Origin of the sequence: Streptomyces sp. SAI-135, from assembly GCF_029893805.1 — a bacterium.
GTDB lineage: Bacteria > Actinomycetota > Actinomycetes > Streptomycetales > Streptomycetaceae > Streptomyces.
This window is the reverse complement of record NZ_JARXYP010000002.1, coordinates 661,991-686,079: the sequence shown is the minus strand read 5'-3', so window position 1 is coordinate 686,079 and position 24,089 is coordinate 661,991. Positions and strand designations below refer to the sequence as shown.

Genomic DNA, 24,089 nt, shown 5'->3' with positions numbered 1-24,089 from the left:
AGAGAGAACACTGTGACCGCGTTCAACGACGAAGCCGTCACCGGCGACGCCCTGCGCCGCACGCTCGGCGTCAACCGCCGCCGTTTCCTCAGCACCTGCACGGCCGTCACCGCCGCGGCGATCGCCGCCCCGGTCTTCGGCGCCACACCCGCCCTGGCGCAGGACAGATCACAGGCCGCCGGCCACGACCGGGGCCGTTCCGCCCTGGTCCCGCCGCACAAGCGCGGCATCATCCTCTACACCGTCCGTGACGCGATCGGCCGCGACCCGCTGGCCTCCGACCTGCCCTCCGGTTTCCGCGAGGTGTTCCGGCAGCTGTCGCGCTTCGGCTACCGGCAGGTGGAGTTCGCCGGCTACGGCCAGCACGCCAACGCCCCCGGCGGCGCCGACCTGGGCACCGTCGCGGGGGCCAAGCAACTGCGCTCCTGGCTCGACGAGTACGGCCTGCGGGCGCAGGGCAGCCACGGCTACATCCCGCCGTCGTGGCCGCTGACCCCGTCCGACCTGGACACCTTCAAGCGTTTCCTGGAGATCGCCAACATCCTCGGCATGGAGCACATGGGTACCGGCGCCGACCCCACCAACACCGCTTACCGGGCCGACTGGGACGTGGCCGCGGAGAAGTGGAACACCCTGGGAGCCATAGCCCGCGGCGAGGGCATCAAGCTCTACACCCACAACCACGACGCGGCCTACGACTTCCTCCTCGACGGCGGCCCGCTCGACGCCCAGGGCCGGCCGACCCGCAGCTCCGGCATCCGCAAGCTGGAGTACTTCTTGAAGGTGACGGACCGCAAGAACGTCTATCTGGAGCTGGACGTCTTCTGGGCGCACGTGGCCCAGTACAAGTTCCACACCTACACCGCCCACGACGGCTCGCAGCGCAAGGACGTCTTCGACCCGGCGGCGCTCGTGGTCCGCAACACCAACCGCTTCCCGCTCTTCCACGCCAAGGACGGTGTGGTCAACCTGCAGAGCGGTATGGGCTACGACATGGTGCCGTTCGGCACCGGCGACATCGACTACCGGAGGTTCTTCACCCGGGTGGGCGCGAAGAACTACCACAACCCGATGGTCGAGCAGGACAACGCACCCAGCACGACCCTCCCCGGCCAGTCCCTGGAGTTCGCCAAGGTCGGCTACGACAACCTCGCGGCGCTGCGCGCCTGCAACTGACCGGCCGTCACCCGTGGTGCCCCGCCCGGCGGTGCGCAGCCGCCGGGCGGGTCCCCGGCGCGCCCGAATGAGCCGGAGATACCAAGAAAGACCGGGACAAACTTTCTTCTAATCGATCGAAACTTTGTCCTTGACGAGTTGAAAGTGGGCGCCCTAGCGTCCAACTCACGCATTCCGCCTGGCTTTTCACGTGCCGGGCAGACCAAAGGAGTTCTGAGTGCGCAACAGACGGATCGTCACCCTCGTGGGGGCGGCTGCGATGGCCGGAGCCGTCGGGCTCCTGCCGCTCACCCCGGCCCAGGCCGCCAAATCGGACCCCGCACCGCCGGCTTCGTCGGACTTCCAGAAGGTCACCCTCAACGACCGCCCGGGCGAGCCCATGGCCCTGGCGGTCCTGCCCGACCGTCGCGTGCTGCACACCGCGCGCACCGGAGAGGTGCGCATCCACGACCCCAAGAGCGGCGTGAACTTCCTCGCCGCCGACATGAAGAAGAGCCCCGCCGGGCTGTACCAGCACGACGAGGAGGGCGTGCAGGGCATCGCCGTCGACCCCGGGTTCGCGAAGAACCACTGGGTCTACCTCTACTACTCGCCCCGTCTCGACACCCCCATGGACGACCCGGCCACCCCGGGCGTCAACGAGGGGGACGCACCGCAGTTCGGCACGGACGCGGACTTCGCCAAGTACAAGGGATACACACGGCTTTCCCGGTTCAAGCTCGTGGGCAACAAGCTCGACTTCGCCACCGAGCAGAAGGTCATCGACGTGCCCGCCGACCGCGGCATCTGCTGCCACGTCGGCGGCAAGATCGACTTCGACCACAAGGGCAACCTGTTCCTGTCGACCGGCGACGACTCCAACCCGTTCTCCTCGGACGGCTACGCACCGCTCGACGACCGCGCCGACCGCAACCCGGCCTACGACGCGCGGCGCACCGCGGGCAACACCAACGACCTGCGCGGCAAGGTCCTGCGCATCAAGGTCAAGCACAACGGCGGCTACGCGATACCCGACGGCAACCTGTTCGCGCCGGGCACCGCGAAGACCCGCCCCGAGATCTACGCCATGGGTCTGCGCAACCCGTTCCGCTTCGGCGTGGACGAGCGGACCGGCGAGCTCTACGTCGGCGACTACTCGCCCGACGCCAACACCGCCAACCCGGGCCGCGGCCCCGCCGGCCACGGACGCTGGATGGTCATCGACCGCCCTGCCAACTACGGCTGGCCGTTCTGCGTGACCCAGGACATGCCCTACCAGGACTACGACTTCGCCACCCAGACCTCCAGCGGCGCCTTCGACTGCGCCAAGCCGGTCAACGACTCCCGCCACAACACCGGCCGCACCGAGCTGCCCCCGGTCGAGGACGCGGAGATCGTCTACGGCTACGGCGCCTCCGCGGAGTTCCCCGAACTCGGCACCGGTGGCATCGGCCCGATGGGCGGCCCGGCGTACCGCTACGACAAGCACAACAAGGCCGCCAACCGCTGGCCCCAGTACTTCGACGGCAAGCCGCTCTTCTACGAGTGGACCCGTGACCAGATGAAGGCCATCACCCTCGGCAGGAACAACGAGGTGCGCAAGATCGAGGACGCCATCCCCTCGATCAAGACGGACGGCCCGATCGACGCCGAGTTCGGCCCGGACGGCGCGCTCTACGTCCTCGAGTACGGCACCGGGTACTTCGCCGAGCTGCCCGAGGCCCAGCTCTCCCGCATCGACTTCACCCGCGGCAGCCGCACCCCGGAGCCCAAGGTCGCCGCGGACGTGGTCAACGGCACCAGCCCGCTGACGGTGCAGTTCTCCAGCGCCGGCACGAAGGACGCCGACGGCGACGCCCTGCGCTACGCCTGGGACTTCGACGCCGACGGCACCGTGGACTCCAGGGAGGCCAACCCGAAGCACACCTTCGACAAGAACGGTGTCTACGACGCCACGCTGAAGGTCACCGACAGCACCGGGCGCTCGGCCTCCGCGTCCGTGCCCGTCGTGGTCGGCAACAAGGCGCCGGTCGTCTCCCTCACCACCGACCCGGCCCCGCACGGCGGCACCGCGTTCCACTGGGGCGACACGGTCACCTGGCAGGTCACCGTCACCGACGACCAGCCGGTGGACTGCTCGAAGGTCACCGTCTCGTTCATCCTCGGCCACGACTCGCACGGCCACCCGCTGTCGTCGAGCAACGGCTGCTCCGGATCGTTCAAGACCTTCGTGGACGGCGGTCACAGCGGTTCGGACAACCTGAAGGCGGTCTTCAACGCCACCTACACCGACACGCCTCCGGCGGGACTGCCGTCCCTCTCGGGCAGTGCCGAGGTCGCGCTGACGCCGGCTGACTGATCAGGCACGACCACGGATGCGGGGCGCCGACCCGGGGGAGGGGCGGCGCCCCGCTGGCCGTGCCCGAGCGCGCGGACGGCGCCAAGCGCGCCCCGCTCAGTCCGCTCCGAGGGGAATCCGCAGCCGCACCCGGAAGCCGCCCTCCGTGGTGGGGCCCGCCTCCAGAGTGCCGTGCAGGATGTCGGCCCGTTCCCGCAGGCCGACCAGACCGTGCTGCGAACCGGGCAGGGACAGGGACGGACGGGTGGGCGGGGTGTTGGTGACGGTCACTCCGACGTGGTCGCCGTCCTGCCACAGCTCCACGTCCGCCGTGGCGCCGGGGGCGTGTTTGCGGACGTTGGTCAAGGCCTCCTGGACCGTGCGGTAGAGGGCCCGTTGGGCGGGAGTGCTCACATGGGGCGGCAGTCCACCCGTGAGCTTCGCGTGCGTGCCGCTGGAGTCCACGAGCTTGTGGAGGTCGGCCAGGGTGGGCTGCGGAGTCAGCTCGGTGGCGTTGCTGCCGGACGCCCGCAACAGCGTGACCATGGTGCGCAGTTCGTCGAGGGTGGTGACGCTCAGCGAACGGCCTACGTCGGCCACTTCGTCGCCCAGTCCGTGCTGTCCACGCCCGGCGGGTCCGACACCCAGCAGTCCTGGACGCCGCTGCTCATGTACGTCCTCGGCGCGATCGTGTTCGCCGCGATCTGGTCCCGGTTCTTCCGCCGAGGCCCCCTCGAGTACCTTCTCCACACCGCCACCAAGCCGGCGAAGTACGTCCGCTGAGACCCGGTCCGGGTGGGACGCCTCCGCCGAGCGCGTGCGTGCGGGCTCAGCCCCACCCTGCCGGACCACTCAGGCCATGAGCAGGCGGAGGCCGAGATCTGCCGCGTCGAGGTCGGCGAGGTCGCTGTTGCGGTCGGCCCACCGGCCGGACGCGAGGTCGTCGCCGAGGCGTCGTACCGCGCGCTGCTCGGCCTCCGGCCCGACCCTCGTCCACACCGACATCGCCCGGCGCACGTACTCCTCCAGATACGCCCCCGGCCGACGCCAGTAGGCCTCGAACAGGCCGTCGGCGCAGTCCCACGGAACGGGAACCGGTTCAGCGCGGGCGCCGATCGCGTCGGCCATCCCCGCGAGCGAGGGAAACCCCGACAGGACGGCGGGGAACTCGGGCAGGTAGTCGCGGGTGAGCCAGAACCGGTCCTGCCACGCAGGCTCGTCGGTGTCGAAGGTGAGCACCACGACCCGGCGGGCCACGCGCCGCATCTCACGCAACCCCGCTATCGGGTCCCCCCAGTGGTGGACGGTGGAGACGGCCATCGCAACGTCGAAGGAGTGGTCCTCGAAGGGCAGGCTCTCCGCGGCGGCGGCCACGCAGGGTGCCGAGTCGGCAGGCCGCTGCCCCCGCATGACCGCCGAGGGCTCCACCGCGGTCACATCGCGATCAGCGGGCTCGTAGGAGCCGGTGCCGGCCCCGACGTTCAGTACCGTCCGCGCGTCCCCGAGCGCTTCCCAGATCTGCGCGGCGATCCGCGGATCGGTACGACGGGTAGCGGGGTAGGCGCCGCCGATCGCGTCGTACAGGCGTGCGCCGAGCGTCTCCAGCGGCTGATCCGGTGTCACCTCCGACCCCCTCGCCCGTGCCTCTAGTTCCCTGTCGACGGCCGCCACCATGGCATCGACGCGATCACGCCGCTCCAGCAGCAGTCCGCGCAGCCGGCGCAGGTGCGCGACTGCGTCGGGGGACGGGGCGTCGACCAGTTCCGCGACCTCCCGCAGCGAAAAACCCAACCGCCGATAGGCCAGCACCTCGCGCAGCCGCTCGACGTCACCCGCCGAGTAGACCCGGTAGCCGGCCATGGTCCGAGCCGACGGCCGGACGAGCCCGATCTCGTCGTAGTGGTGCAGCGTGCGGACGCTCACGTCGGCGAGCTCGGCCACGCGTCCCACGGTCCAGTGATCATCCACGGCACCGACTATGCAGCCTGACGCCGCGTGAGGGTCAAGAGCCCCTCACTCACTCCTGCCGCGCGATGTCCCGGTCCTCAGCCAGCCGGCCGGCCGGACACCGGCAGCAGAAGGCGGGCCACCTGGTCGCCGGCGGCGGCCAGATCGGGGAAGCGGGACTTGTCGAGGCCGGCGTTGAAGGTGATGTCGAACAGGGCGGGCTTCTTGGCGGCGAAACGGACGTAGGCGGAGGCGAAGGCCGCCAGTTGCTCCACCGGATCCTCGTGGGCGGCCAGGACTACGGCGAAACGGTTCCGCCGCGGTCGACCTGCCCGCCCAGGAGGTCTGGCGATGGTCGAGGCGGGCGTGCCTACCGTCGTCCTGAGTGACAAGGCGGGCCTGCGCGTGGAGTTCGTCGAGCGGTCCGGTTCGAGTCCGGTCTCGCCCGCCGACCCGCAGGGCAACCTCCTCGAACTGATCGAGACGTCGCGGCACTGACCACGTTTTGTCACCGGAGGTGCAAAGAGGTTCTGAAGGCCGTCGGTGGCTTTGCCGCACCTGATCGCTTCACCGTCACGAGGAAGGTGAGGCGAAGACGGGGGTGTCGGCGTCGAGGGCCGTCGCGCGGAGGGCCGCTGCCACGCGGACGCTCGCGGCGGCCAGCGGGTGGGGGAGATGGGCCAGGAGCAGCCGCCGCTGTTCCTGTGGGCCACCGCGGACCGGAAGGACACGGACGCCCGGAGGCGCGACGGAGGCGAGCACGGCGGGCACGGTCGTCAGTCCGCACCCCGCGGCGACCAGGTGCAGCTTGGCGAGCCAGTCCCGGGCGGTGTGGGCGATCTCCGGCCGCTCGTCCAGACCCGGCCACACGCCCATCAGCTTGTCCTCACCCGAGGAGGAGCCGGCGATCCATCGCTGCCCGCGCAGGTCGGACACATCGACGTAGTCGCCGCGGGCCAGGGCGTGGGTCGCGGGGACCGCCAGGCAGAGGGCGCGTTCGGTGAGGGTCTGGAGCGCCAGCGGGGGCGACTCGGAGTCCGGCGGCCGGAACGGCGGTGCCGAGGCGAGCAGCGCCAGGTCGAGACTGCCGGCCCGCAGGGCGCGCACCAGCGCCGGGGTGCTGCCCTCGCGGCCGACGACCTGGAGATCCGGATCCGTGCGGCGCAGTGCCGCCAAGGCGCGGGGCACCAGAACGGCCCCGGCGCTGGGGAACCAGCCGAGCCTGACCGTGCCCGCCTGCCCGGGCAGGCCCGACAGTTCGCGCGCGGTCGCGTCGATCTCGTCGAGGACGGTCGCCGCACGGCGCATGACAACCCGGCCGGCCGCGGTGAGCCGTACACCCTCGCGCCGCCGCTCCAGCAGTTCGGCGCCCGCGGCCCGTTCGATCGAGGCGATCTGCCGGGAGACCGCCGACTGGGTGTAACCCAGCGACGCGGCGGCCGCGGTGAAGGTTCCCTGCTCGGCGACGGCGCGGAAGACGCGTAGCGCGGTGAGCGACACATCCGTGAAGTCCATGACGAATACGCATACTACCCGTGCCGAACTTTCGTTGGACTCATGGATGTGACCGTCCCTAGCGTGGCGTGCATGACCACTTCACGCATCGCCCTCGTCACGGGCGCCAACCAAGGACTCGGCCGCGCCCTCGTCGAAGGGCTGGCGGCCCGTATGCACCCGGCGGACCTGGTCCTGCTCACCGACCGCGACCAGCGACGTGTGACCGACGCGGCGTCCGAGGCGGGCCGGCTGCCCGGCACGCGCGCCCGCGTCGAGGGCCGGGTCCTGGACGTCACGGACACGGACGCGATCGCCTCCCTCGCCGAGGACCTCCGGGCCCGGTACGGAGGGGTCGACGTCGTCATCTCCAACGCCGTCGCCCGCGTCCTGCCCGACGAATCGCAGGCCGAGCGGGCGGACGAGTTCATCGACGTCTCCAACACCGCCACCCACGCCGTCCTGCGCGACTTCGGCCCCCTCCTTCGTCCGGGCGGCAGGTTGCTCGTGGTGGCCAGCAGTCTGGGCACCCTCGGCCATCTCGACCCGCGGCTGCGCCACCTGTTCGACGGGGCGAGCCTCGAGCAGGTCGAGTACGCCGTCGAGTCCTGGCGCAGCGCCATCCACAACAGGACGGCGCAGGAGGGGGGTTGGCCGGTCTGGCTGAACGTGCCGTCGAAGGTCGCCCAGGTCGCCGCCGTCCGCGCCCTCGCCGCCGAGCGCCGCGCACACGACCTGGCCACCGGCACGCTGATCGCGTCCGTGTGCCCCGGCATGATCGACACCGCCACCTCGCGCCCCTGGTTCAGCGACTACAGCCAGGCGCAGTCACCCGCCCAGGCGGCCTCCGCCGTGCTCGACCTGGTCTTCGCCGAAGGTGCCGATCCCGCCCTGTACGGCGAGTTGATCCGCTTCGGCAAGGCCCTGGACTGGCACGACGGCACCCCTCCGGTGGAGCAGGACCGCATCCTCACGCCCTGAAGCCGCCGAGCCGTCACGCCGCGCCTCAGCACACAGCAAGGAGTTCCTCATGAGTGCCATCACCACCCCGTTCGGTTTCTCCAGCACCGCCGACGACGTCGTGTCGGGGATCGATCTCACCGGCCGACGCGCGGTGGTCACCGGTGCCTCCTCCGGAATCGGGGCGGAGACGGCCCGCGCCCTGGCGGCCACGGGTGCTGCCGTCACGCTCGCCGTCCGGGACGTGGCGGCGGGCGAACGCGTCGCCAAGGACATCACCGTCTCCACCGGAAACCAGGACGTCCGGGCCGTGCACCTCGACCTGACCGATCCCACGTCCGTCACCGCCTTCACCGCCGCCTGGCAGGGCCCGCTGCACGTCCTGGTGCACAACGCGGGCGTCATGGCCTGCCCCGAGCAGTACACGGAACAGGGCTGGGAGTGGCAGTTCGCCACCAACCACCTGGGCCATTTCGCGCTCGCCACCGGCCTGCACGGCGCGCTGGCCGCCGACGGCAACGCCCGTGTCGTCGTGGTGAGTTCCACCGGCCACCAGCGGTCACCCGTCGTGTGGGACGACGTCAACTTCGGCTTCCGCCCCTATGACCCGTGGCTGGCCTACGGCCAGTCCAAGACCGCCAATGTCCTGTTCGCGGTGGAGGCGACCCGCCGCTGGGCCGACGACAACATCACCGCCAACGCCCTGATGCCGGGCGCCATCCACACCAACCTGCAACGGCACACCGGCGGCCGGGGCAGCGGCCGCGTCCCCGCCGAGCTGATCAAGACCGTCGGACAGGGGGCCGCCACATCAGCTCTCCTGGCCACATCGCCGCTGCTCGAAGGCGTCGGCGGCCGCTACTTCGTCGACTGCAACGAGACCGGGATCGTCGACCGCCGCTCCGGCACCCTGCACGGCGTCGCCCGCTACGCCGTCGACCCGGACAACGCCCGACGCCTGTGGGCCTTGTCGGAGGAACTCCTCGACCAGGCCGCGTAAGTCCCGCTCCCGTCAACGCGCCCCCGGGGAGGCGTCACGCGGCAACGTCAGCGTCGTGTCCAGTGCCGCCTCCAGGTGGGTGATGCGGCCGGTGGACATCAGGATGGTCACACCGCCCTGCACCGCGGCGACGAGCGCGGCCGCGACCCGGTCGGCGTCCAGCCGCCGGTCGGCCTCACCGCTGTCCTGCAGGCGCCGGACACCGGCGCGCATGGCCGACTGCCACTGACTGAGCAACTGGCTCGTGAGCGCCTACGCGGCCGGAGTGGTGCGGCCCAGCTTGGTGATCGGCACACCGAGCGGGCAGTTGACGCCCTGCCGCATCTGGCTCTTGCTGGTCGCGGTGCGGGCGCGGATGTCGTCGAGGGTCGTCCCGGCGGCGCCCCGTTCGCGGATCTCCGCGGCGGCGCCTTCCACGATGCGACGCCGGGTCGCGGCGCCCTTTCCGGTCAGGCGCGACGCGGTCCTTCCGCCTGCGGCCACGGAGACCCGGCCCGGGCGAGATCCGCGTGGACATCACCGTGGCCGGGGTGAACTTCATGGACACCGGGTCCCGCCGACTGGGCGCGGCCACCGGCGCCTTGCCCTTCGTCCCCGGTGTGGAGGGCGCCGACCGGGTGAGTGCGCTGGGCGAGGGCGTGACCGACCTCGCCGTCGGAGACCGGGTCGCCTGGGTGTACGCGGTGTCACTGATCTGGTCAGCGATCTTGTCGGGGTGGCCCTCGGTGACGGACTCAGGAGGCCGAGATCTCCCGGCGCGTCGGAGCCGACCACACCGTGATCTCGACCGGGGAGGCCTTCGTCGATCCCGTGCTGGACCTCACCGACGGCGCGGGCGTGGACGTCGTCTTCGACGGCGGAGGCGAGGCCACGTTCCGAGCCTCGACGAAGGTCCTGCGCACGGAGCTCTTCGACCTGGTCCGGAAGGGTGTCCTGCATCCCGCGATCGGCCGACGCCACCCCCTCAAGGACGCTGCCCGGGCCCCACCGGCAAGGGGCGTTTGCGGGCCCCGCGTGCCCGAAGTGCCCCGAAGCGAAGTGCCCCAAGGCCTGCACACATAGCCGTGCTGCGCACAGAAGGCAAATGTCGCTCACTCGAAGGTGTGACGATGCGGAGCTGAAGGACCGATTCTCCGAACGGCGTAGTGTCATATGCCTGTTGCTTCGAGCAGGGGGCAACAGGAAATGCACTAGGCGGGTCAGAGGAGAGGACGGCATCACCGGATGGCGGACACCGACTGGAGTGAACAGGGGCTGTGCCGGACTGCGGACCCCGACGATCTGTTCGTCGAGGGCGCTGCGCAGAACCGTGCCAAAGCACTGTGCAGCGGCTGCACCGTACGGACCGAGTGTCTCGCTTACGCCCTGGACCAGCGCATTGAGTTCGGCATATGGGGAGGAATGACCGAACGCGAACGCCGGGCCCTGCTGAGGCGTCGCCCAACGGTCACTTCCTGGCGCAGCCTGCTTGCGACGGCTCGTGCGGCCCACGAGCGCACTACGATCGCGACCACCGGGAGACCGTCTCATCTGGCAGGTTGAGCGGAGCGGCTGTGGCAGTCGATCATTCGCCCATGAGACTGAGACCAGAGGTGCGGACGTTCGTTGCCCACGGCCCGCTCCCCGACCGTGACGCCGACGAAGAAAAGATCGACCGTCGAGTCCGTCAACTCGACGCGATCGCACGGCCGGTCACGTCCGACGAGGCCAGGGCTCTGGCAACCTGCTTCGGTCCCGACGACTGCTACGGCGTCGCCTGGACGCTTCTGCACCTCGTCGAAACGGCCCCCGGCCCCGTACCCGCAATCGCCCCACCCGCTCCCGACGCCGACGAATGGCACGTCACGCTGTGGGCGCGGTGGGGAAGTGCAGAGGCCCCGTGATCACGGTGGACGCAGTCCTGATCGACGCTCCTCGTTCAGGGAGTGGACCGCAGTGGCGGCGCCTGCCACGTCATGCCGGGCGGCTGGAGCAGGGGCGACGGCTCGGGTCCGGGGTCCTCGGTGATGACGACCCCCGCGGCCGCGTGGTCGAAACCGGCGGGCCAACGGGTGTGCTCACTGACGAGGGCACCGGTCAGGCGCGCTTCGACAAGGTCGGCGGTGCTCAGGTCGGTGCCGCGCAAGTCGGCCATGCGGAGGTCGGCGCGGTGGAAGACGGCACCGTGGGCCACGGCCTTGCGCAGGTTCGCCTCGCGGAGATCGGTGCTGGTGAAGTCGGCGTCACGCAGGTCGGTCTCGACCAGCTTCGCGGCCCGCACATCGGCCAGGACGCAGCGCGTCCGGCGGAGAATCGCCGTCGTGAGGTCGGCGTGCCGCAGGTTGACCGAGGCCAGGGACGCCTGGGTCAGGTTGGCGTGATACAGGCCGGCCGCCTCCATGCAGGCACGGTCGAGGTTGACCTCGGGGAACCACAGCCCGTCGCAGTCGGCCCGGCGCAAGTCGGTGCCGCTGAGGTTGACCCAGGACTGCTCCCGCTGCCGGCACAGCACGCCGAGCGCGGTCAGCGCCACCTGAGCGTCGGCGGCGCGGGTCTCCAGGGGTGCGATGTCGTTGATGGACACGTCTGCCGCCGGTGATTCCGGACCGGCCGGCGGCCACGGGAGGTGTGTCCGCAGATACGCGGCCTGGATGGAGATGATGGCCTCCCGGTCGCGGGTGGACTGCTCCGCGATCCGCCACAGCGCGTGCAAACCGCCGATGCGCACATCCAGCTTGTCGCTGCCGAGTTGGTCGACGGCCCGGCTGAACCGATCGGTGACGTAGCCCTCTTGGGTGGCGCGCAATCCTTCCTGACTGACCCGCAGTTGCCGCCATGTGGCGTAGGCGCCGAACAGCAGGACCAGGCCGCCGACCACCTGAAACAGCGTCGTACGGACATCGTTGACCGCCTTCAGCCGATCCTGCGCGGCCACGCGCGCCCCGGCGAGATCGTGGTCGACCACTATCCCCGGCAGCACGACGAACACTGTGCCCAGAACGAACAGCCCTGTCCCGGCCAGCAGCGCTGCGGCTGCACGACGCCTGACCTGCCCGTCGTGCCACGCCCGCCGTCTGCGGTCCGGCTCCCCCATCCCCATGGGCAAGAGAGCGTAGGCGTCGCCCAGAAGACGATCAAGACCATTGCGCCCCCACGGAATTGAACATGTTCAATATTTCTGCCAAGGTGTCCGCAAGGCCCGCTCTGTGGGTGGGGTGATGCGGGCGGAGGGGGAGATCCTCGTGGCGAGTGGAGACAGACTGCGCGTGTGGGGGGCGCACCTGGCGGGATTGCTGATGGTCCTGGCTGCCCTGACGGCATGCGCCAACCCCTATCAGTACTACGACGGCACAGGGATCCACGACACCACGGCCGCCGAAGTCGCCGGAGACTGGCAGAACGTAGAGGGGACTCGTGTGGTCCTCCGCGAAGACAGAACGGCTCTTCTCGAAAGGCTCGACGGTCAGGACTTCGACTTCGAGGACGGCTGGCGCCTCTCCGGTACGGGAACCTGGCAACTGACCGACGACGAGGGCGGACAGGTCGTCAGAGTCGCCCTGACAGCACGGACCCGAGCAGAGACCCGTTCCTCCACCCCGGCAGCCGCGAACACCTCGGCTCCCGAGCCCCCATCGACGTACACATGGTCCTTCTACGTGGACCGTGACCAGCACGACGAGTTGAAGCTGTTCTTCTTCTACGGCGATACCGACATCGGGAACACCTACGTGATGACGCGCGCGACAGGGACATAGCAGTGTGTTGATCGCCGTGACCGGCGCGTCAACTCCTGGCGGACTGCGAGCTTGCAGTGACGCGTGGCGACATCGTCGCCCGTCGGGCGACCCGGGTCCAGGAGGCGAGGTGGCAGGATGACGTGGTGTCCGACTCTCTCCGTCAACCGTGGCTGCGCGGCATCGCCTTCAACACGGCCGCGCCCGCCGACGCGCTGATACGTCTCCTGGACGAAGCGGCCGGTGAGGCCGGTTTGCTGATGTGCGAGGGTCGCGACCTGCCCGATCCCGTCGTCGACGCCGCCCTGCGCCACTCGGACGAGCGGATCCGCAGCGCCCTCGCCCGCAACCTGCATGTCGACCCCACACGACTCGCTCCCTTGGCGTCGGACCCCTCAGGACTCGTCCGCGCGCGTCTCGCCGCCGGCCCCCGACGCCAGCCCCGGTGGGTCCGGCCGCTGCCGGAGGACATACTCGTCACCTTCCTCACCGCTCAGGAAGGAGGCGAGGACGGCAGGGTCACCGCGAAAGAGATCGCTGGTGAGCTCTGGTCCTCCCGGCAGGTCCCTCCGTCCTTCCCGCGGGACATGGCCGGTCACGACCATCCCGCACTTCGTCTGTACGCCGCCCTTCAGTGGCAGTCACTCACCGCCGAACAGCGCAAAGCCCTGCTGGACGACCCCGACCCGGCGGTCCGGAACGCGGCGCGTCAGAGCAACTGGGTGCTGGACCCGGAGGCGGTGGAGGCCAGGCTGCAGTCCATCGGATCACGCGAATCACGCGAGACGTGGTACATCCTCGGAACCTGTGCCTTGTCACCCGCGGTCGTCGAGCAGTGCTTCGCGGACGACGAGGTGCACCCGCTGGCCAGGAACCGTCATACCCCGGCCTACGCCCTTGCCCGGCTCGCCCGCCACCCGGATGGGGAGATCCGCAGGCTGGTCGCCACCCGACCGGACCTGGGAACGGAGGTGGCGGCGGAGCTGAGGCTGGATCCGGACGAGGATGTGCGAATGCGTGCCCACATCCAGCCCTCCATCCGTAGCTGGGCCGAATTCGAGGCCGTCCACAGGGTCGTCGGGCACGGTCCCGACTGCACCTGCCCGATCACGGTGCCGGGAACCGAGCCGTCGCCCGACTGGTACGCCACCTGCGCGGTGTCCGAGGAACCGGTGCTCCGCAGGGTTGCGGCGAGCTGGCCCGGTCTGTCCGAAGAGCTCGTCGGGACACTCGCGCGGGACGATGACGAGGAGGTACGGATCCGGCTTGCCTGCCACCATCCACTGGCTCCGCCGCAACTGCTCCTGGACGTCTTCGTGACCCGTCCGGCCCACCGTCCCCACCTGCTGACCCTGCGCGCGTTCCCCCGCACCGGCCGGACCCACCTCGTAGGCCACCCGGACCCCGAGGTACGCGCCCTGGCCGCGGCAGACCCCGCTTTGCCCGAACCCCCGCTGAAAGACCCTGACGACGCGGTACGCCGGGCAGCCGCCACCAACCCGGCCCTCACACCGGAGACCCTGGAAACCCTCCTCACCGACCTCCGCACCGCAGAGGGCGCCGCGGCCAACCCATCCCTCCCCGTCCCCCGTATGCACGCACTCCTCGACCACTGCCTGCCCGGCTCCGCCACCCCGCCGACGGCGGTCGGCCCCTGAAGGCCGACAGCCACACAGCGATCGCCGGCATGGCAGCGCCGTTGGCCGTCGCCTGACGCTGAGACTTCGGGCAAGTGTTTCCAAAAGGCGGTTCCGGCACAGATGTTGGGGAGCGGTCACGGAGCGTCATCCGGCACATCACTTCGCGGCTGTGATCACACTTGCGTCATTGATCTCGAACTCCCGGGCAAGGTCCAGCGTGAAGACGGGCGGTCCCACGAAGGCATGGGTCCCGTACTGGAAGAGAGGGCCATCAGCGTCGGGCGTGTCCGCGGTGACGAAGCGTTGGGAGCCGAAGCGTACGAACCTGCGCCACACCTCGTCCGAGTCCAGCTCGGCGAGGGGCTGCCGCCCACGGCTCAACTCATGATGCAGTCGCTCCTCGGCCCGGTCCATGGGCATCGGCACGGCTTCCCCCATCCCGTTAGCCGCTGTCAGGCCAGGAGGATCTCGACAGTGATGGCAGCTGCCAGCACGACATAAACGGCGCACGCGGAATAATTCAGCGCGGTCGTCGCCTTTGTTGAGCCGGTGAGCCGTGCATGAAAGAATCCCGCCAGCACTCCAATGGAACCGTAAAGCAGGACCTCCATCAGAACGTTGATTGCGCCGAGAACGGTCATCTGCAGTTCGGGATTCTCTGCCTTCCCTATGAACTGTGGAAGCACCGCAAGGTAGAAGAGAATTATTTTCGGGTTCGTCAGGCTGACCAATGCTCCTCGCGTATACCACCTGCCTGCCGTGATGCCGTCGCGTCCGTTGACCGCGCGACGCACATTTCGCATTGTCACGTATGCCAGCCACAGCAAGTACGCGGCACCCAGAATTCTCACCGCATCAAGCACCGATGGTTGTGATCGGGCTATCTCCCCCATCCCGGCAACGACGGCGGCGGCATAGACGCTCATACCTGTTGCTATGCCGAGGATGGCTTTCAGAGCGGACAGGCGACCACCTTCAAGGCCCACTGCGAGCATGTAGGCCATATCTGGTCCGGGTGGGGCGAGAAAGAGCAGGATCACCGCAACGTAGCTCGGCAATACCGCTAAATCCACCATGCTCGACTACCTCCCGCTTCGACTGGCGTGCCGGGAACGAACCCTCGACGCCAGTAGTGATCGATCCGCACCTCGTCGCTCCAGCCGATGGCCGAACCATCGCTGTCGACCTCGAAGATTCCGTGGGATCGCCTCGTCGATGAAGAACCATCTAAGGCGGTTCTAACATGCTTGCCCTGCGAGCGGCAACCGGCTAAGGTGGTTCCGTGGCTACCGTTCACTTCCCCGATTTTCGCCTGGGAAAAGTGCTGGCGACCAGCTTTACGGGCACCCTCTCGGAGCGTTACGGTGCACCATTGGAGCGGATCCCCGTACCCTCCCGGCTCACGGACTGGTTGGCGGTCAATGGGCTCGCGGTCGACTCCTGCACCAGGTCCCAGCTCGATCGGGCTCGAGAGCTGAGGGAGTCAATTCATGCAGCGGCCACGGCCGTTGCAAACCAGAACCCGTTCCCCTCTTCGGCTGTCCATGTCATCAATGAATGCAGTACCCGCGGTCTGGCCTCGGTGATCTTGACGCCCGAGAGAGGCCGGGAATGGCGGCTGGGCTCCTCTTCCGTGGAAGATGCCCTCAGCGTGATCGCCGCCGATGCAATCAGCCTCCTCTCGGGAGAACGAGAGGGAAAGATCTCCTTGTGCGCATCGCCCACATGTCGAGCCGCATTTTTGGACACCAGTAGAGGCGGCACGCGGAAATGGTGCGACATGAATACGTGTGGAAATCGCGAGAAGAAGGCGCGCTTCCTCGCCAACAAGCGCAATAGCTCAAGCGTTGCCGACTGACCACTTCCATATCGAATGGCGCGGCCGATGAGACGTCGTGCTCTCCTCCCGAACTCGGGCCTGCCGAGACATGTCGGCAGGCGGTGACGGATCATCACCCACATGTCTCACACAACTCGGCGAAGACTCCTCGCCGCCCTGGCAGGCTCTGCCGCCGCCCCGCTCACCGGTCTGACCGCCGTCCCGGCGCGCGCCGCCGCGCTCGCGGACGTGCCGGCCTTCCCCGGACCGGGCGGACTTTCCTCCGCCCGTTCATGGGTGTCCATGGCGCCGCTCGGCGCCGCACACTTCACCCCGGTGGGCCTGGCCACCCCCCTCACCGCCACCGTGCTGCCCGGCACCCCGGCCCGCACCGAGGTGACGTCCGGGGGCAAGCGCGTCGCGGTGCTGACCCACGGCGCGCGAACCGTCGTACTGCCCGGCCCGCATCGGACGTTCGCGGAGAACAAGCGGCCCTTCGTGGACGACTTCCAGCGCACACTGCCGGACCTCGCGCTGGACGAGGGGGACAGGGCGTACTGGGGTGCCTCGCCCGGCGGCGGCACGTGGGTCACGTCCGAGACCTTCAGGACCGACTTCTCGGTGGTGCCGGGCACCGGAATCGTCGACCTCACGACCGCCGGGTACAGCCGGCACGCGAGCCTGCGCGACGACGAGATCACCGATGTCGACGTACGCTGCACGGCCGCTTTCGACAAGGTGCCGACGGGGCAGGCCTGTTCGTTCGCGCTGACCTTCGGCTACGGCAGCACCCAGAACCACTACCGGGCGCGGCTGTCCTTCCTCACTTCCGGGGCGGTCGAGATGCGCCTGGAGAAGGAGGTCACCAACACGGCGAGTTCGCTGGCGACGGCGATCACCCTGGCCACGGGAGTGCCGGCGGGGACCGAGTGGACGATCCGGGTGCGGCGGGAGGGCGCCCGGATCCAGGCGAAGGCATGGCGGTCCGCCTCGGCGGAACCGGCCTCGTGGGCCTTCGACATCAGCGACTCCACGCCCACATTGGTCAAGGGCCGGGTGGGCGTGCGCGCCCTGGCCAACGAGGGCTGCACCAACCTGCCCGTCCGGCTGTCCGTGAGCCGCCTGGAGGTGGACGCCGCGAACTGGGCGGTCCTGCCGACCGTCAGCCACGGCGACTGGGTGCGTGTGCTGCCAGAGCCGTTCGACGGCACCTGGACGGCTCAGGTGGAGCAGACGATCCGAGCCTGGGCGGGATCCACCGCCCCGGACGTCCTCGCGTACGCTGCGATGTTCCTCGGCGGCGCTGCGGCGGTCACGGCCGGCGCCGGACCGGCCCAGGGAAAGCAGGTGCTGGGCGAGTCCGGCTACGGCTACCTCGACACACATGGCTACCGGCTCGAGGGCGCCGACTTCCACGAGTACATGAAGGTGGGCTGGACCTTCCCGGACGGTACGTACAAGGGGCCGTCCGGCAAGCAGGTCGGCAACCTCGACTGCTCGGGCTACACACGCATGGTCTACGGCTACCACCTGGGCGTGCCCCTGGCCGCCGACGAGGACACCTCCGGTACGCGGATACCGCGCAAGTCACGGCACATGGCCGACTACGCGCCAGGCGTGGTCGTCGACCGCGCCACCGGGACCACTCCGCCCGCCGCAACCCTGCTCCAGCCCGGCGACCTGGTGCTGTTCAACGCCGACTCCAGCGACGACGGGGTCAGTCAGACGATCGACCACGTCGGGATCTACCTGGGGCTCGACGACGACGGCAGACGCCGCTTCCTCTCCAGCCGGAAGACGGTCAACGGTCCCACCATGTCGGACCTCGGTGGCGCGTCCCTCCTCGACGGCTCGGGCACCTACGCCAGGACCCTGCACACCGTGCGTCGTGTCTGAACCAGGTCAGCAGTCACCATGTCCCGTGAATCGGGAGGCAGTTCGGCCGCGGACCGTCCTCCGCGGTGATCTGTGACGCCCCTGTGACCGGAGGTGTGGGTTCCGCCACAGCCCGCAGGGGTGTCTCCTGGTGGGGTGGGCCAATGCCGACCGCTTCCCGCACCGCTCCCGCCGTCCTCGCCGCAGCCCTGCTGCTCACCGCCTGCGGCACCCAGAGCGCTTCGTCCGGCAGCGACGAGGACGGCGGAGGTCCGGTGAAGGCCGAGGCGCTGTGCCCTTCGGACTTCTCCCGGTACGGCAGCCCGCCGTCCTCCGAGCCGTCCGTTCGTCCCTCCGGTACGCGGACCGCGCTGCCCCTGCCCTCGGCGGGCGGTGACGGTACGGCCGGGAACGGCGCGGAGATCACCGCCCTGTACGCCTGGGGCCCACAGAGCGGCTGTACGGGCGTCGGCTACAGCGCGGACTTCGAGATCACCAACCAGCAGACCCACACCGCCACTTACACCTTGACCTTCGGGTTCCTCTCGGCCTCCGGAGGCGCGGTCGACAACGTGGAGCACACCGTTGAGGCGATCGCGCCGGGACGGGCCGTCAAGGGCACCGTCGTCATGGGGGAGGGGGTCGAGCACGCGCCGGAAGTGACGGGGGTGAAGGTGATCAAGGTACGGAGCGTTCCCGAAGCCGAGGAATCGTCTGCCTCCGGCGCGTGCCCGGAATCGGGCATGCGCCTCTACGCCGATGAAGGGAACGCGGCCATGGGCCTGCGCGCCGTCGGCCTGCACCTGGTCAACTGCGGTGCCCGGCCCATCCGGCTCAACGGCTACCCGAAACTGGCGATCCAGGACGAGGACCACCACCCCGTGGACGGGGTGCGGATCCTTCAGGGGACCGATCAGATCAGTACCGGTCTCGGAGGGGACAGCGGCCCTCAACTCGTCGTCCTGCGTCCGGGGGAGGCTGCGGCGGCCACACTGGCCTGGCGCAACACCACCCAAGCAGGTGCACCGGTGAATGCGCCCTACGTCCGCGTCTGGGCCACACCCACCGCTCATCCCGTGACGGTCGTGCCGGAACTCGACCTCGGCACGACGGGAAAGCTCGGGGTCGGCCCGTGGCAGAAGGACGAGACGTACAGGGACCCGGCCACCACCACCGTCCGTCCGTGACCGCGCTCCTCGCCGTGATCGCGTGCGCGCTCGCCGTGTGCCTCTTGGTGCACCCGCGCATCGCATCCGGAATCAAGGTCGTTCTCCTCACCGCGCCACCGGTGGCCGGAGTCGTCTGGCTCCTGGACGAGGTGTACGGCAGGCCGTTCACCGCCGGGGTCGTCATCGCGGTGTTCGTGGTCGTCCTGGTCGCCCTGTACGGGCTCCTCGGACACCCTCGCCTGCCGACCTGGACGAAAATGATCCTGTTCTGCACGGTTCCCGTGGCGGCGGTGTCCTGGCTGCTGATCGTCACGGCGGACGACACGATCAAGGATCCCGGCGAGGATCCGTGCTCCATGTACTACGGAGGCGTCGGCACGTCTAAGGCGTTTCCCCCGCAGGCTTACTGCCGCTACGAGGACGGCACCACCCACGACCTCGCGACCGGCAGCCAGTTCGTGTTCTGGGTCTGCTTCACCATCAGCCTGGCGCTGCTCTCGTTCGGCCTGTGGCAGGTCGTGCGGGACCCGAGGTCGCTCATGCGGCAGTTGGGATGTCCCGAGCGCTGACCGCCTGGGACGTAAGGATTTCGTCATCACGTCCCCGGGTGTGTGACGGCCGTCCGGACCGTTGAATGAGGTGCCGACCGGCCGTCAGGAAATGCGAGGAAGTGAGGCCACGATGGGGCGCGTGCGGGAGAAGCTGGGCAGGCCGTTGGCCTTGGGGGTGTTGGTGGTGGCGGTTGCCGCTGTCGGCTTCGGGCTGTACTGGTTCCAGCCGTGGAAGCTGTGGCAGGACGAGACCGTGCAGGAGGCACTGCCCGGAGCCGTGACCACGCCGACCCCCTCCACGCCCGGGCCCACGTCGTCGGGGCCGGCCGCGCCCAGCCCGGAGGCGGGGCCCCGGACGGTGGCGAGCGGTGACCTGATCAGCCATGAGCACGCGACCTCGGGCACGGTGAAGCTCGTACGGCTCGCCGACGGCTCTCATGTCGTCCGACTGGAGAACCTCGACACCAGCAACGGACCGGACCTGCATGTGTGGTTGACCGATGCCCCGGTGAAGGAAGGAAGCGCGGGCTGGCGGGTCTTCGACGACGGGAAGTACGTCAGCCTCGGCAAGCTCAAGGGCAACAAGGGAAGCCAGAACTACACCGTGCCCGGCGACGTCGATCCCTCCGCGTTCACCAGCGTGAGCATCTGGTGCGATCGTTTCGACGTGTCCTTCGGCGCGGCCGAACTCGCCGCCGCGTAACGGGTGTCGGCCGACGCGAACTGATGCGGGCCGCGGACAGAACGTCCGCGGCCCGCATCAGTTGTGGTGGCATCCGCGCTACACGGCGTTCGAGCTGCGTGTCACGGAGGTCGCCGTATCAGGCGTGGCGGTGGGACCGTCGGTTGCCCGTGACCACTCGGTACAGCACGAGCAGGATCAGAGAGCCGACGATGGCCGCTATCCAGGTCGACAGGTCGAAGAAACCGTCGATCGAGTCGACACCGAAGATCACCTTGCCGAGCCAGCCTCCGAGAAGACCGCCGACGATGCCGATCAGCATGGTGATGATGATGCCGCCCGGGTCCTTGCCGGGCAGCAGAAGCTTGGCGATGGCGCCGGCCAGCAGGCCGATCAGAATCCAGGCGATGATGCCCACGTCTCCTCCTCGTTCAGAAATACCTTCCTCACCCGAATGCACGCGGACGGGAAAGATAAACCTGGAATAAAGATGATCAGTCGGGGATGGGTGGCCGCTCACTCCAGTGCTCAAGGAACGAAGTGTTGGAGCCGGCCTGTGATCAGGTAGCCCGTGAAGCCCCCGGCATTCCTGTGAGGTGTGGTCGATCGCCGCCCGGCGGGGATCGCTTCTTTCACGCCTCACAGTCGGGCGCGCATCCCACCCGCGCACCCTTCGCCGAACGGCCCTTCTGTTGACTCATCGCCACCGGCGAGCGCATGACCACGAGGCAGCGCAGGCGCGGGGCACGATGAGGTCCGTCGTCGCAGCCGGCAGTCCGGCAGCGTGCCGTCAGAAGGCGTAGCGCACGCGCAGCCAGGGCGCGTGGGTGGTGATGAGCTCGCGCAGGGTCTGTACGGCTTCCGCCTTGATGTGGTTGCGGTAGCGGACGTTGTGCGCGCCGTTCTCGGAGCGCTTGCCCTGTTGCAGGTCGGGCTGCCACAGGACGTCCTCGGCGCGTGGATGCCAGCCGAGGTTGACCTGGTGCAGGTCCTGGTTGTGGGTGAGCGTGATGATCTCCGCGGCGGCCTGTCGCTTCACCCGGTGGGGCAGGACGTCGTCGAGCCGGCGCAGGACGTCGGCCCAGTCGTCCTGCCAGCCGGGCCGCAGGACGACGGGGGAGAGGTTGAAGTGGACCTCGTAGCCCGCGTCCAGGAAGTCGGCCGCGGCGGCGACGCGATCGGCCATGGGGGAGGTGCGCAGGTCCAGCAGCCGTGAGTCGCTCGCGGGCATGAGGGAGAAACGGATCCGGGTGTGGCCCCGGGGGTCCAGCCCCAGCAGATCGGGGTTGACGAACTTGGTGGCGAAGGACGCCTTGGCGGTGGGCCACTGACGGAAGGCGGCGATCAGGTCCGCGGTGTTGTCGCAGACGAGCGCGTCCACCGAGCAGTCGCCGTTCTCGCCGATGTCGTACACCCAGGCGGTCTCGTCACACTGGTTGGGTTCGCCCTTACGGCCCTGGCGTGCGATGTGGCGTCCGAGGTGGGCGATGATCTGGTCGATGTTGGTGAAGACGGTGATCGGGTTGGCGTATCCCTTGCGGCGGGGCACGTAGCAGTAGGCGCAGGCCATCGCGCAGCCGTTGGCGGGGCCGGGGGCGATGAAGTCGGCGGAGCGCCCGTTGGGCCGGGTGGTCAGCGTCTTGCGTTCGCCTAGGACCAGGGTCTCGCCCTTGACGCGGACCCAGCGATCGACGTTGTCCTCGTTTCCGTGCAGGCCCGGGATGCGCCAGTGCGAGTCCACCTCGATGACCTGCGCGCCGGGGAAGCGGGCGAGGATCTCGCGGCCCCGGCGGGACGCGGCGGCCGGGGGTTCGGCGTAGACGGTGCGTACCGGCAGCATGGTCCGGGCTGTGGGGGAGTCCCGGAAGGAGGCGGCGGCCGGGGGTGTGCCGTCGGGGGGTGCGCCGCCCGCTGTCGTCCCGGTCAGTGCGTCGAGGCCGAACAGGGGGTCGGCGCCGTGTCCGGGTTCGGTGAAGGGGGATGTCACGCGAGCTTCCCTCCGCCTCTGATGCAGCACTTCGTCACAATTGTACGGAGTGTGCAGCGGACCATGGCCGGAGTGCCGGCGAGGGGGCGGCGCGGCACCTGCTCGGTGGGTTAGGCACCGGCGATCACGGGGCAGGACGTCGACACCCACGCAGCGCAGATCTCCCTTTCGCACCTCCTTTGACGAGAGATACAGGACATGTCTGCTGAAGAAAGCGCGCACCATCCGCCCTGCCGCGTCGGCGTCGTGGCCGAGTCCGTCTCCGGAGAGACCCGGGTCGCGGCGACCCCGGCGACGGCACGGCTGCTGCTCGGCCTCGGCTACGAGGTCGTCGTCGAATCCGGGGCCGGCGAGGCCTCGGGCTTCGACGACCAGGCGTACGCCGATGTCGGCGCGGTGGTCGCCGAGGCCTGGGCGGCGGACGTCGTCCTGAAGGTGAACGCCCCCACCGAGGCCGAGATCCGCCGGTTGCGGAGGGGCGCGGTCGTGGTCGCCCTGCTGGCCCCGGCGCAGAACCCCGAGGTGCTCCAGGCGCTCGCCGGCGCCGGGGTGACGGCTCTCGCGCTCGACGCGGTGCCGCGGATCTCGCGGGCCCAGTCGATGGACGTGCTGTCCTCGATGGCCAACATCGCCGGTTACCGCGCGGTCATCGAGGCCGCGCACGTCTTCGGACGGTTCTTCACCGGTCAGGTCACCGCTGCGGGCAAGGTGCCGCCGGCCAAGGTGCTGGTGGCGGGCGCGGGCGTGGCCGGTCTCGCGGCGATCGGCGCGGCCTCCAGCCTCGGAGCGATCGTCCGTGCCACCGACCCCCGTCCGGAGGTCGCGGACCAGGTGAAGTCGCTGGGCGGGGAGTACCTGCCGGTGAACGCCGCGCAGGAGGTGAGCACCGACGGCTACGCCAGGGCGACCTCCGCCGACTACGACCGCGCCGCCGCCGAGCTCTACCACGAGCAGGCCCGGGACGTGGACATCGTCATCACGACCGCGCTGATCCCGGGGCGGCCCGCGCCGCGACTGCTGACAGCCGAGGACGTGGCCGTCATGAAGCCCGGGAGCGTCATCGTCGACATGGCCGCTGCGATGGGCGGCAACGTCGAGGGCACCGTGCCGGGCCGGATCGTGGTGACCGACAACGGCGTGACCCTCATCGGCTACACCGACCTGGCCTCCCGCCTTCCGGCCCAGGCCTCGCAGCTGTTCGGCACGAACCTGGTGAACCTGCTGACACTGCTGACCCCCGGCAAGGACGGGCGGCTGACGATCGACTTCGACGACGTCGTGCAGCGGGCGGTGACCGTGGTGCGGGACGGTGAGGTCACCTGGCCGCCGCCTCCCGTCGCGGTCTCGGCCGCCCCTGCCGCACCGCCCGCGGCCGCACCCGAGACGCCCGCACCGTCCCGGCCGGGGCTGACGCCTGCCCGGCGCTTCGCACTGATCGGGTTCGGGATGCTCGCGATGTTCCTGCTGGTGGCCTTCGCCCCGGCCCAGCTCGCCGGCAACTTCACCGTGTTCGCGCTGGCCGTGGTGATCGGCTACTACGTCATCGGCAAGGTGCACCACGCGCTGCACACCCCGCTGATGTCAGTGACCAACGCGATCTCCGGGATCGTCGTGATCGGCGCCCTGCTGCAGATCGGGCACGAGAGCCGGCTCGTCACCGCGCTGTCCTTCGTGGCGATCCTGCTGACGAGCGTCAACATCTTCGGAGGCTTCGCCGTCACCCGCCGCATGCTGTCGATGTTCTCGAAAGGCTGAGTCG

Annotated in this window: 25 protein-coding genes and 3 pseudogenes; 18 read left to right on the top strand and 10 right to left on the bottom strand. The window is 69.5% G+C overall.

Annotation, left to right across the window (positions count from 1 at the left end):
* Positions 1 to 12: 12 nt before the first annotated feature.
* Both M2163_RS07500 and M2163_RS07495 read left to right on the top strand, forming a co-directional pair.
* Entirely contained in the window at positions 13 to 1,176 is a 1,164-nt protein-coding gene (locus tag M2163_RS07500; protein ID WP_280893512.1) for a sugar phosphate isomerase/epimerase family protein, read from the top strand.
* Between the two features lie 217 nt (positions 1,177 to 1,393).
* On the top strand, positions 1,394 to 3,514 hold the full coding sequence (locus M2163_RS07495) for a PQQ-dependent sugar dehydrogenase (RefSeq protein WP_280893511.1): 2,121 nt from the start codon (positions 1,394 to 1,396) through the stop codon (positions 3,512 to 3,514).
* 96 nt (positions 3,515 to 3,610) lie between these two features.
* On the opposite strand, the pseudogene M2163_RS07490 reads toward M2163_RS07495, so the two are convergent.
* A pseudogene (locus M2163_RS07490) lies at positions 3,611 to 4,078 on the bottom strand (ATP-binding protein); the annotation flags it as partial.
* 30 nt (positions 4,079 to 4,108) lie between these two features.
* On the opposite strand from M2163_RS07490, the gene M2163_RS07485 reads away from it, so the two are divergent.
* Positions 4,109 to 4,276 (top strand): DUF418 domain-containing protein, encoded by a 168-nt coding sequence (locus M2163_RS07485; RefSeq protein WP_280893510.1) that lies wholly within the window; start codon positions 4,109 to 4,111, stop codon positions 4,274 to 4,276.
* Positions 4,277 to 4,345: 69 nt separating this feature from the next.
* Here M2163_RS07485 and M2163_RS07480 read toward each other — a convergent pair whose 3' ends face one another.
* The gene (locus M2163_RS07480) at positions 4,346 to 5,443 is read right to left on the bottom strand and encodes a MerR family transcriptional regulator (protein ID WP_280897225.1); all 1,098 of its coding nucleotides are present in this window, start codon (positions 5,441 to 5,443) and stop codon (positions 4,346 to 4,348) included.
* 95 nt (positions 5,444 to 5,538) lie between these two features.
* The gene (locus M2163_RS07475; RefSeq protein ID WP_280893509.1) at positions 5,539 to 5,715 is read right to left on the bottom strand and encodes a WHG domain-containing protein; all 177 of its coding nucleotides are present in this window, start codon (positions 5,713 to 5,715) and stop codon (positions 5,539 to 5,541) included.
* Between the two features lie 76 nt (positions 5,716 to 5,791).
* On the opposite strand from M2163_RS07475, the gene M2163_RS07470 reads away from it, so the two are divergent.
* Positions 5,792 to 5,938, top strand: a complete 147-nt coding sequence (locus M2163_RS07470; RefSeq protein WP_280893508.1) for a hypothetical protein — start codon at positions 5,792 to 5,794, stop codon at positions 5,936 to 5,938.
* Positions 5,939 to 6,013: 75 nt separating this feature from the next.
* On the opposite strand, the gene M2163_RS07465 is transcribed toward M2163_RS07470, so the two are convergent.
* Positions 6,014 to 6,955 (bottom strand): LysR family transcriptional regulator, encoded by a 942-nt coding sequence (locus M2163_RS07465; protein WP_280893507.1) that lies wholly within the window; start codon positions 6,953 to 6,955, stop codon positions 6,014 to 6,016.
* 72 nt (positions 6,956 to 7,027) lie between these two features.
* Between M2163_RS07465 and M2163_RS07460 the strand changes: the two genes are divergently transcribed.
* Positions 7,028 to 7,915, top strand: coding sequence for an SDR family NAD(P)-dependent oxidoreductase (locus M2163_RS07460; RefSeq protein ID WP_280893506.1), 888 nt, complete (start codon positions 7,028 to 7,030; stop codon positions 7,913 to 7,915).
* A 49-nt stretch (positions 7,916 to 7,964) separates the two neighbouring features.
* Positions 7,965 to 8,894 (top strand): SDR family NAD(P)-dependent oxidoreductase, encoded by a 930-nt coding sequence (locus tag M2163_RS07455; RefSeq protein WP_280893505.1) that lies wholly within the window; start codon positions 7,965 to 7,967, stop codon positions 8,892 to 8,894.
* A 12-nt stretch (positions 8,895 to 8,906) separates the two neighbouring features.
* Here the strand turns inward: M2163_RS07455 and M2163_RS07450 are convergent.
* Positions 8,907 to 9,347: pseudogene (locus M2163_RS07450) on the bottom strand (TetR/AcrR family transcriptional regulator).
* Between the two features lie 86 nt (positions 9,348 to 9,433).
* Between M2163_RS07450 and M2163_RS07445 the strand changes: the two are divergent.
* The 4 genes and pseudogenes from M2163_RS07445 to M2163_RS07430 all read left to right on the top strand — a co-directional run.
* Positions 9,434 to 9,511 (top strand): annotated as a pseudogene (locus M2163_RS07445) (hypothetical protein); the annotation flags it as partial.
* A 160-nt stretch (positions 9,512 to 9,671) separates the two neighbouring features.
* Positions 9,672 to 9,956 (top strand): hypothetical protein, encoded by a 285-nt coding sequence (locus M2163_RS07440; RefSeq protein ID WP_280853610.1) that lies wholly within the window; start codon positions 9,672 to 9,674, stop codon positions 9,954 to 9,956.
* 162 nt (positions 9,957 to 10,118) lie between these two features.
* A complete protein-coding gene (locus M2163_RS07435) occupies positions 10,119 to 10,436 on the top strand; it encodes a WhiB family transcriptional regulator (RefSeq protein ID WP_280853611.1) in 318 nt (105 codons plus the stop codon).
* A 32-nt stretch (positions 10,437 to 10,468) separates the two neighbouring features.
* Entirely contained in the window at positions 10,469 to 10,777 is a 309-nt protein-coding gene (locus tag M2163_RS07430) for a hypothetical protein (RefSeq protein ID WP_280893503.1), read from the top strand.
* Between the two features lie 35 nt (positions 10,778 to 10,812).
* Here M2163_RS07430 and M2163_RS07425 read toward each other — a convergent pair whose 3' ends face one another.
* Positions 10,813 to 11,973 carry a pentapeptide repeat-containing protein gene (locus M2163_RS07425; RefSeq protein ID WP_280893502.1) on the bottom strand — a complete coding sequence of 387 codons (1,161 nt, stop codon included), beginning with the start codon at positions 11,971 to 11,973 and terminating at the stop codon, positions 10,813 to 10,815.
* Between the two features lie 142 nt (positions 11,974 to 12,115).
* Between M2163_RS07425 and M2163_RS07420 the strand changes: the two genes are divergently transcribed.
* Both M2163_RS07420 and M2163_RS07415 read left to right on the top strand, forming a co-directional pair.
* Complete coding sequence (locus M2163_RS07420; RefSeq protein ID WP_280893501.1) at positions 12,116 to 12,628, top strand: hypothetical protein; 513 nt, start codon at positions 12,116 to 12,118, stop codon at positions 12,626 to 12,628.
* A 125-nt stretch (positions 12,629 to 12,753) separates the two neighbouring features.
* On the top strand, positions 12,754 to 14,265 hold the full coding sequence (locus tag M2163_RS07415) for a hypothetical protein (protein ID WP_280893500.1): 1,512 nt from the start codon (positions 12,754 to 12,756) through the stop codon (positions 14,263 to 14,265).
* 138 nt (positions 14,266 to 14,403) lie between these two features.
* Here the strand turns inward: M2163_RS07415 and M2163_RS07410 are convergent, their stop codons facing one another.
* Both M2163_RS07410 and M2163_RS07405 read right to left on the bottom strand, forming a co-directional pair.
* On the bottom strand, positions 14,404 to 14,673 hold the full coding sequence (locus M2163_RS07410; protein ID WP_280893499.1) for a hypothetical protein: 270 nt from the start codon (positions 14,671 to 14,673) through the stop codon (positions 14,404 to 14,406).
* A 26-nt stretch (positions 14,674 to 14,699) separates the two neighbouring features.
* Positions 14,700 to 15,323 carry a LysE family translocator gene (locus M2163_RS07405; RefSeq protein WP_280893498.1) on the bottom strand — a complete coding sequence of 208 codons (624 nt, stop codon included), beginning with the start codon at positions 15,321 to 15,323 and terminating at the stop codon, positions 14,700 to 14,702.
* A 206-nt stretch (positions 15,324 to 15,529) separates the two neighbouring features.
* Here M2163_RS07405 and M2163_RS07400 point away from each other — a divergent pair, with 206 nt between their 5' ends.
* From M2163_RS07400 to M2163_RS07380, 5 genes are all read left to right on the top strand, one after another.
* Complete coding sequence (locus M2163_RS07400) at positions 15,530 to 16,105, top strand: CGNR zinc finger domain-containing protein (protein ID WP_280893497.1); 576 nt, start codon at positions 15,530 to 15,532, stop codon at positions 16,103 to 16,105.
* Between the two features lie 102 nt (positions 16,106 to 16,207).
* Positions 16,208 to 17,962, top strand: a complete 1,755-nt coding sequence (locus tag M2163_RS07395) for an NlpC/P60 family protein (RefSeq protein ID WP_280893496.1) — start codon at positions 16,208 to 16,210, stop codon at positions 17,960 to 17,962.
* A gap of 143 nt (positions 17,963 to 18,105) precedes the next feature.
* Positions 18,106 to 19,128 (top strand): DUF4232 domain-containing protein, encoded by a 1,023-nt coding sequence (locus tag M2163_RS07390; RefSeq protein WP_280893495.1) that lies wholly within the window; start codon positions 18,106 to 18,108, stop codon positions 19,126 to 19,128.
* Complete coding sequence (locus M2163_RS07385) at positions 19,125 to 19,679, top strand: hypothetical protein (protein ID WP_280893494.1); 555 nt, start codon at positions 19,125 to 19,127, stop codon at positions 19,677 to 19,679. Before M2163_RS07390 ends, M2163_RS07385 begins: the two co-directional genes overlap by 4 nt.
* Positions 19,680 to 19,791: 112 nt before the next feature.
* Entirely contained in the window at positions 19,792 to 20,364 is a 573-nt protein-coding gene (locus M2163_RS07380) for a DM13 domain-containing protein (RefSeq protein ID WP_280893493.1), read from the top strand.
* A gap of 118 nt (positions 20,365 to 20,482) precedes the next feature.
* On the opposite strand, the gene M2163_RS07375 is transcribed toward M2163_RS07380, so the two are convergent.
* Complete coding sequence (locus tag M2163_RS07375) at positions 20,483 to 20,761, bottom strand: GlsB/YeaQ/YmgE family stress response membrane protein (RefSeq protein ID WP_020120489.1); 279 nt, start codon at positions 20,759 to 20,761, stop codon at positions 20,483 to 20,485.
* Between the two features lie 372 nt (positions 20,762 to 21,133).
* Positions 21,134 to 22,270 carry a spore photoproduct lyase family protein gene (locus M2163_RS07370; RefSeq protein WP_280897224.1) on the bottom strand — a complete coding sequence of 379 codons (1,137 nt, stop codon included), beginning with the start codon at positions 22,268 to 22,270 and terminating at the stop codon, positions 21,134 to 21,136.
* Positions 22,271 to 22,528: 258 nt separating this feature from the next.
* Between M2163_RS07370 and M2163_RS07365 the strand changes: the two genes are divergently transcribed.
* Positions 22,529 to 24,085, top strand: coding sequence for a Re/Si-specific NAD(P)(+) transhydrogenase subunit alpha (locus tag M2163_RS07365; RefSeq protein WP_280893492.1), 1,557 nt, complete (start codon positions 22,529 to 22,531; stop codon positions 24,083 to 24,085).
* Positions 24,086 to 24,089 lie beyond the last annotated feature (4 nt).

Coding starts and splice junctions, on each gene's coding strand:
- M2163_RS07470 (WP_280893508.1), top strand. CDS start 5,792: ATGGTCGAGGCGGGCGTGCCTACCGTCGTCCTGAGTGACAAGGCGGGC.
- M2163_RS07465 (WP_280893507.1), bottom strand. CDS start 6,955: ATGGACTTCACGGATGTGTCGCTCACCGCGCTACGCGTCTTCCGCGCC.
- M2163_RS07460 (WP_280893506.1), top strand. CDS start 7,028: ATGACCACTTCACGCATCGCCCTCGTCACGGGCGCCAACCAAGGACTC.
- M2163_RS07455 (WP_280893505.1), top strand. CDS start 7,965: ATGAGTGCCATCACCACCCCGTTCGGTTTCTCCAGCACCGCCGACGAC.
- M2163_RS07435 (WP_280853611.1), top strand. CDS start 10,119: ATGGCGGACACCGACTGGAGTGAACAGGGGCTGTGCCGGACTGCGGAC.
- M2163_RS07430 (WP_280893503.1), top strand. CDS start 10,469: ATGAGACTGAGACCAGAGGTGCGGACGTTCGTTGCCCACGGCCCGCTC.
- M2163_RS07425 (WP_280893502.1), bottom strand. CDS start 11,973: ATGGGGATGGGGGAGCCGGACCGCAGACGGCGGGCGTGGCACGACGGG.
- M2163_RS07405 (WP_280893498.1), bottom strand. CDS start 15,323: ATGGTGGATTTAGCGGTATTGCCGAGCTACGTTGCGGTGATCCTGCTC.
- M2163_RS07395 (WP_280893496.1), top strand. CDS start 16,208: ATGTCTCACACAACTCGGCGAAGACTCCTCGCCGCCCTGGCAGGCTCT.
- M2163_RS07390 (WP_280893495.1), top strand. CDS start 18,106: ATGCCGACCGCTTCCCGCACCGCTCCCGCCGTCCTCGCCGCAGCCCTG.
- M2163_RS07380 (WP_280893493.1), top strand. CDS start 19,792: ATGGGGCGCGTGCGGGAGAAGCTGGGCAGGCCGTTGGCCTTGGGGGTG.
- M2163_RS07365 (WP_280893492.1), top strand. CDS start 22,529: ATGTCTGCTGAAGAAAGCGCGCACCATCCGCCCTGCCGCGTCGGCGTC.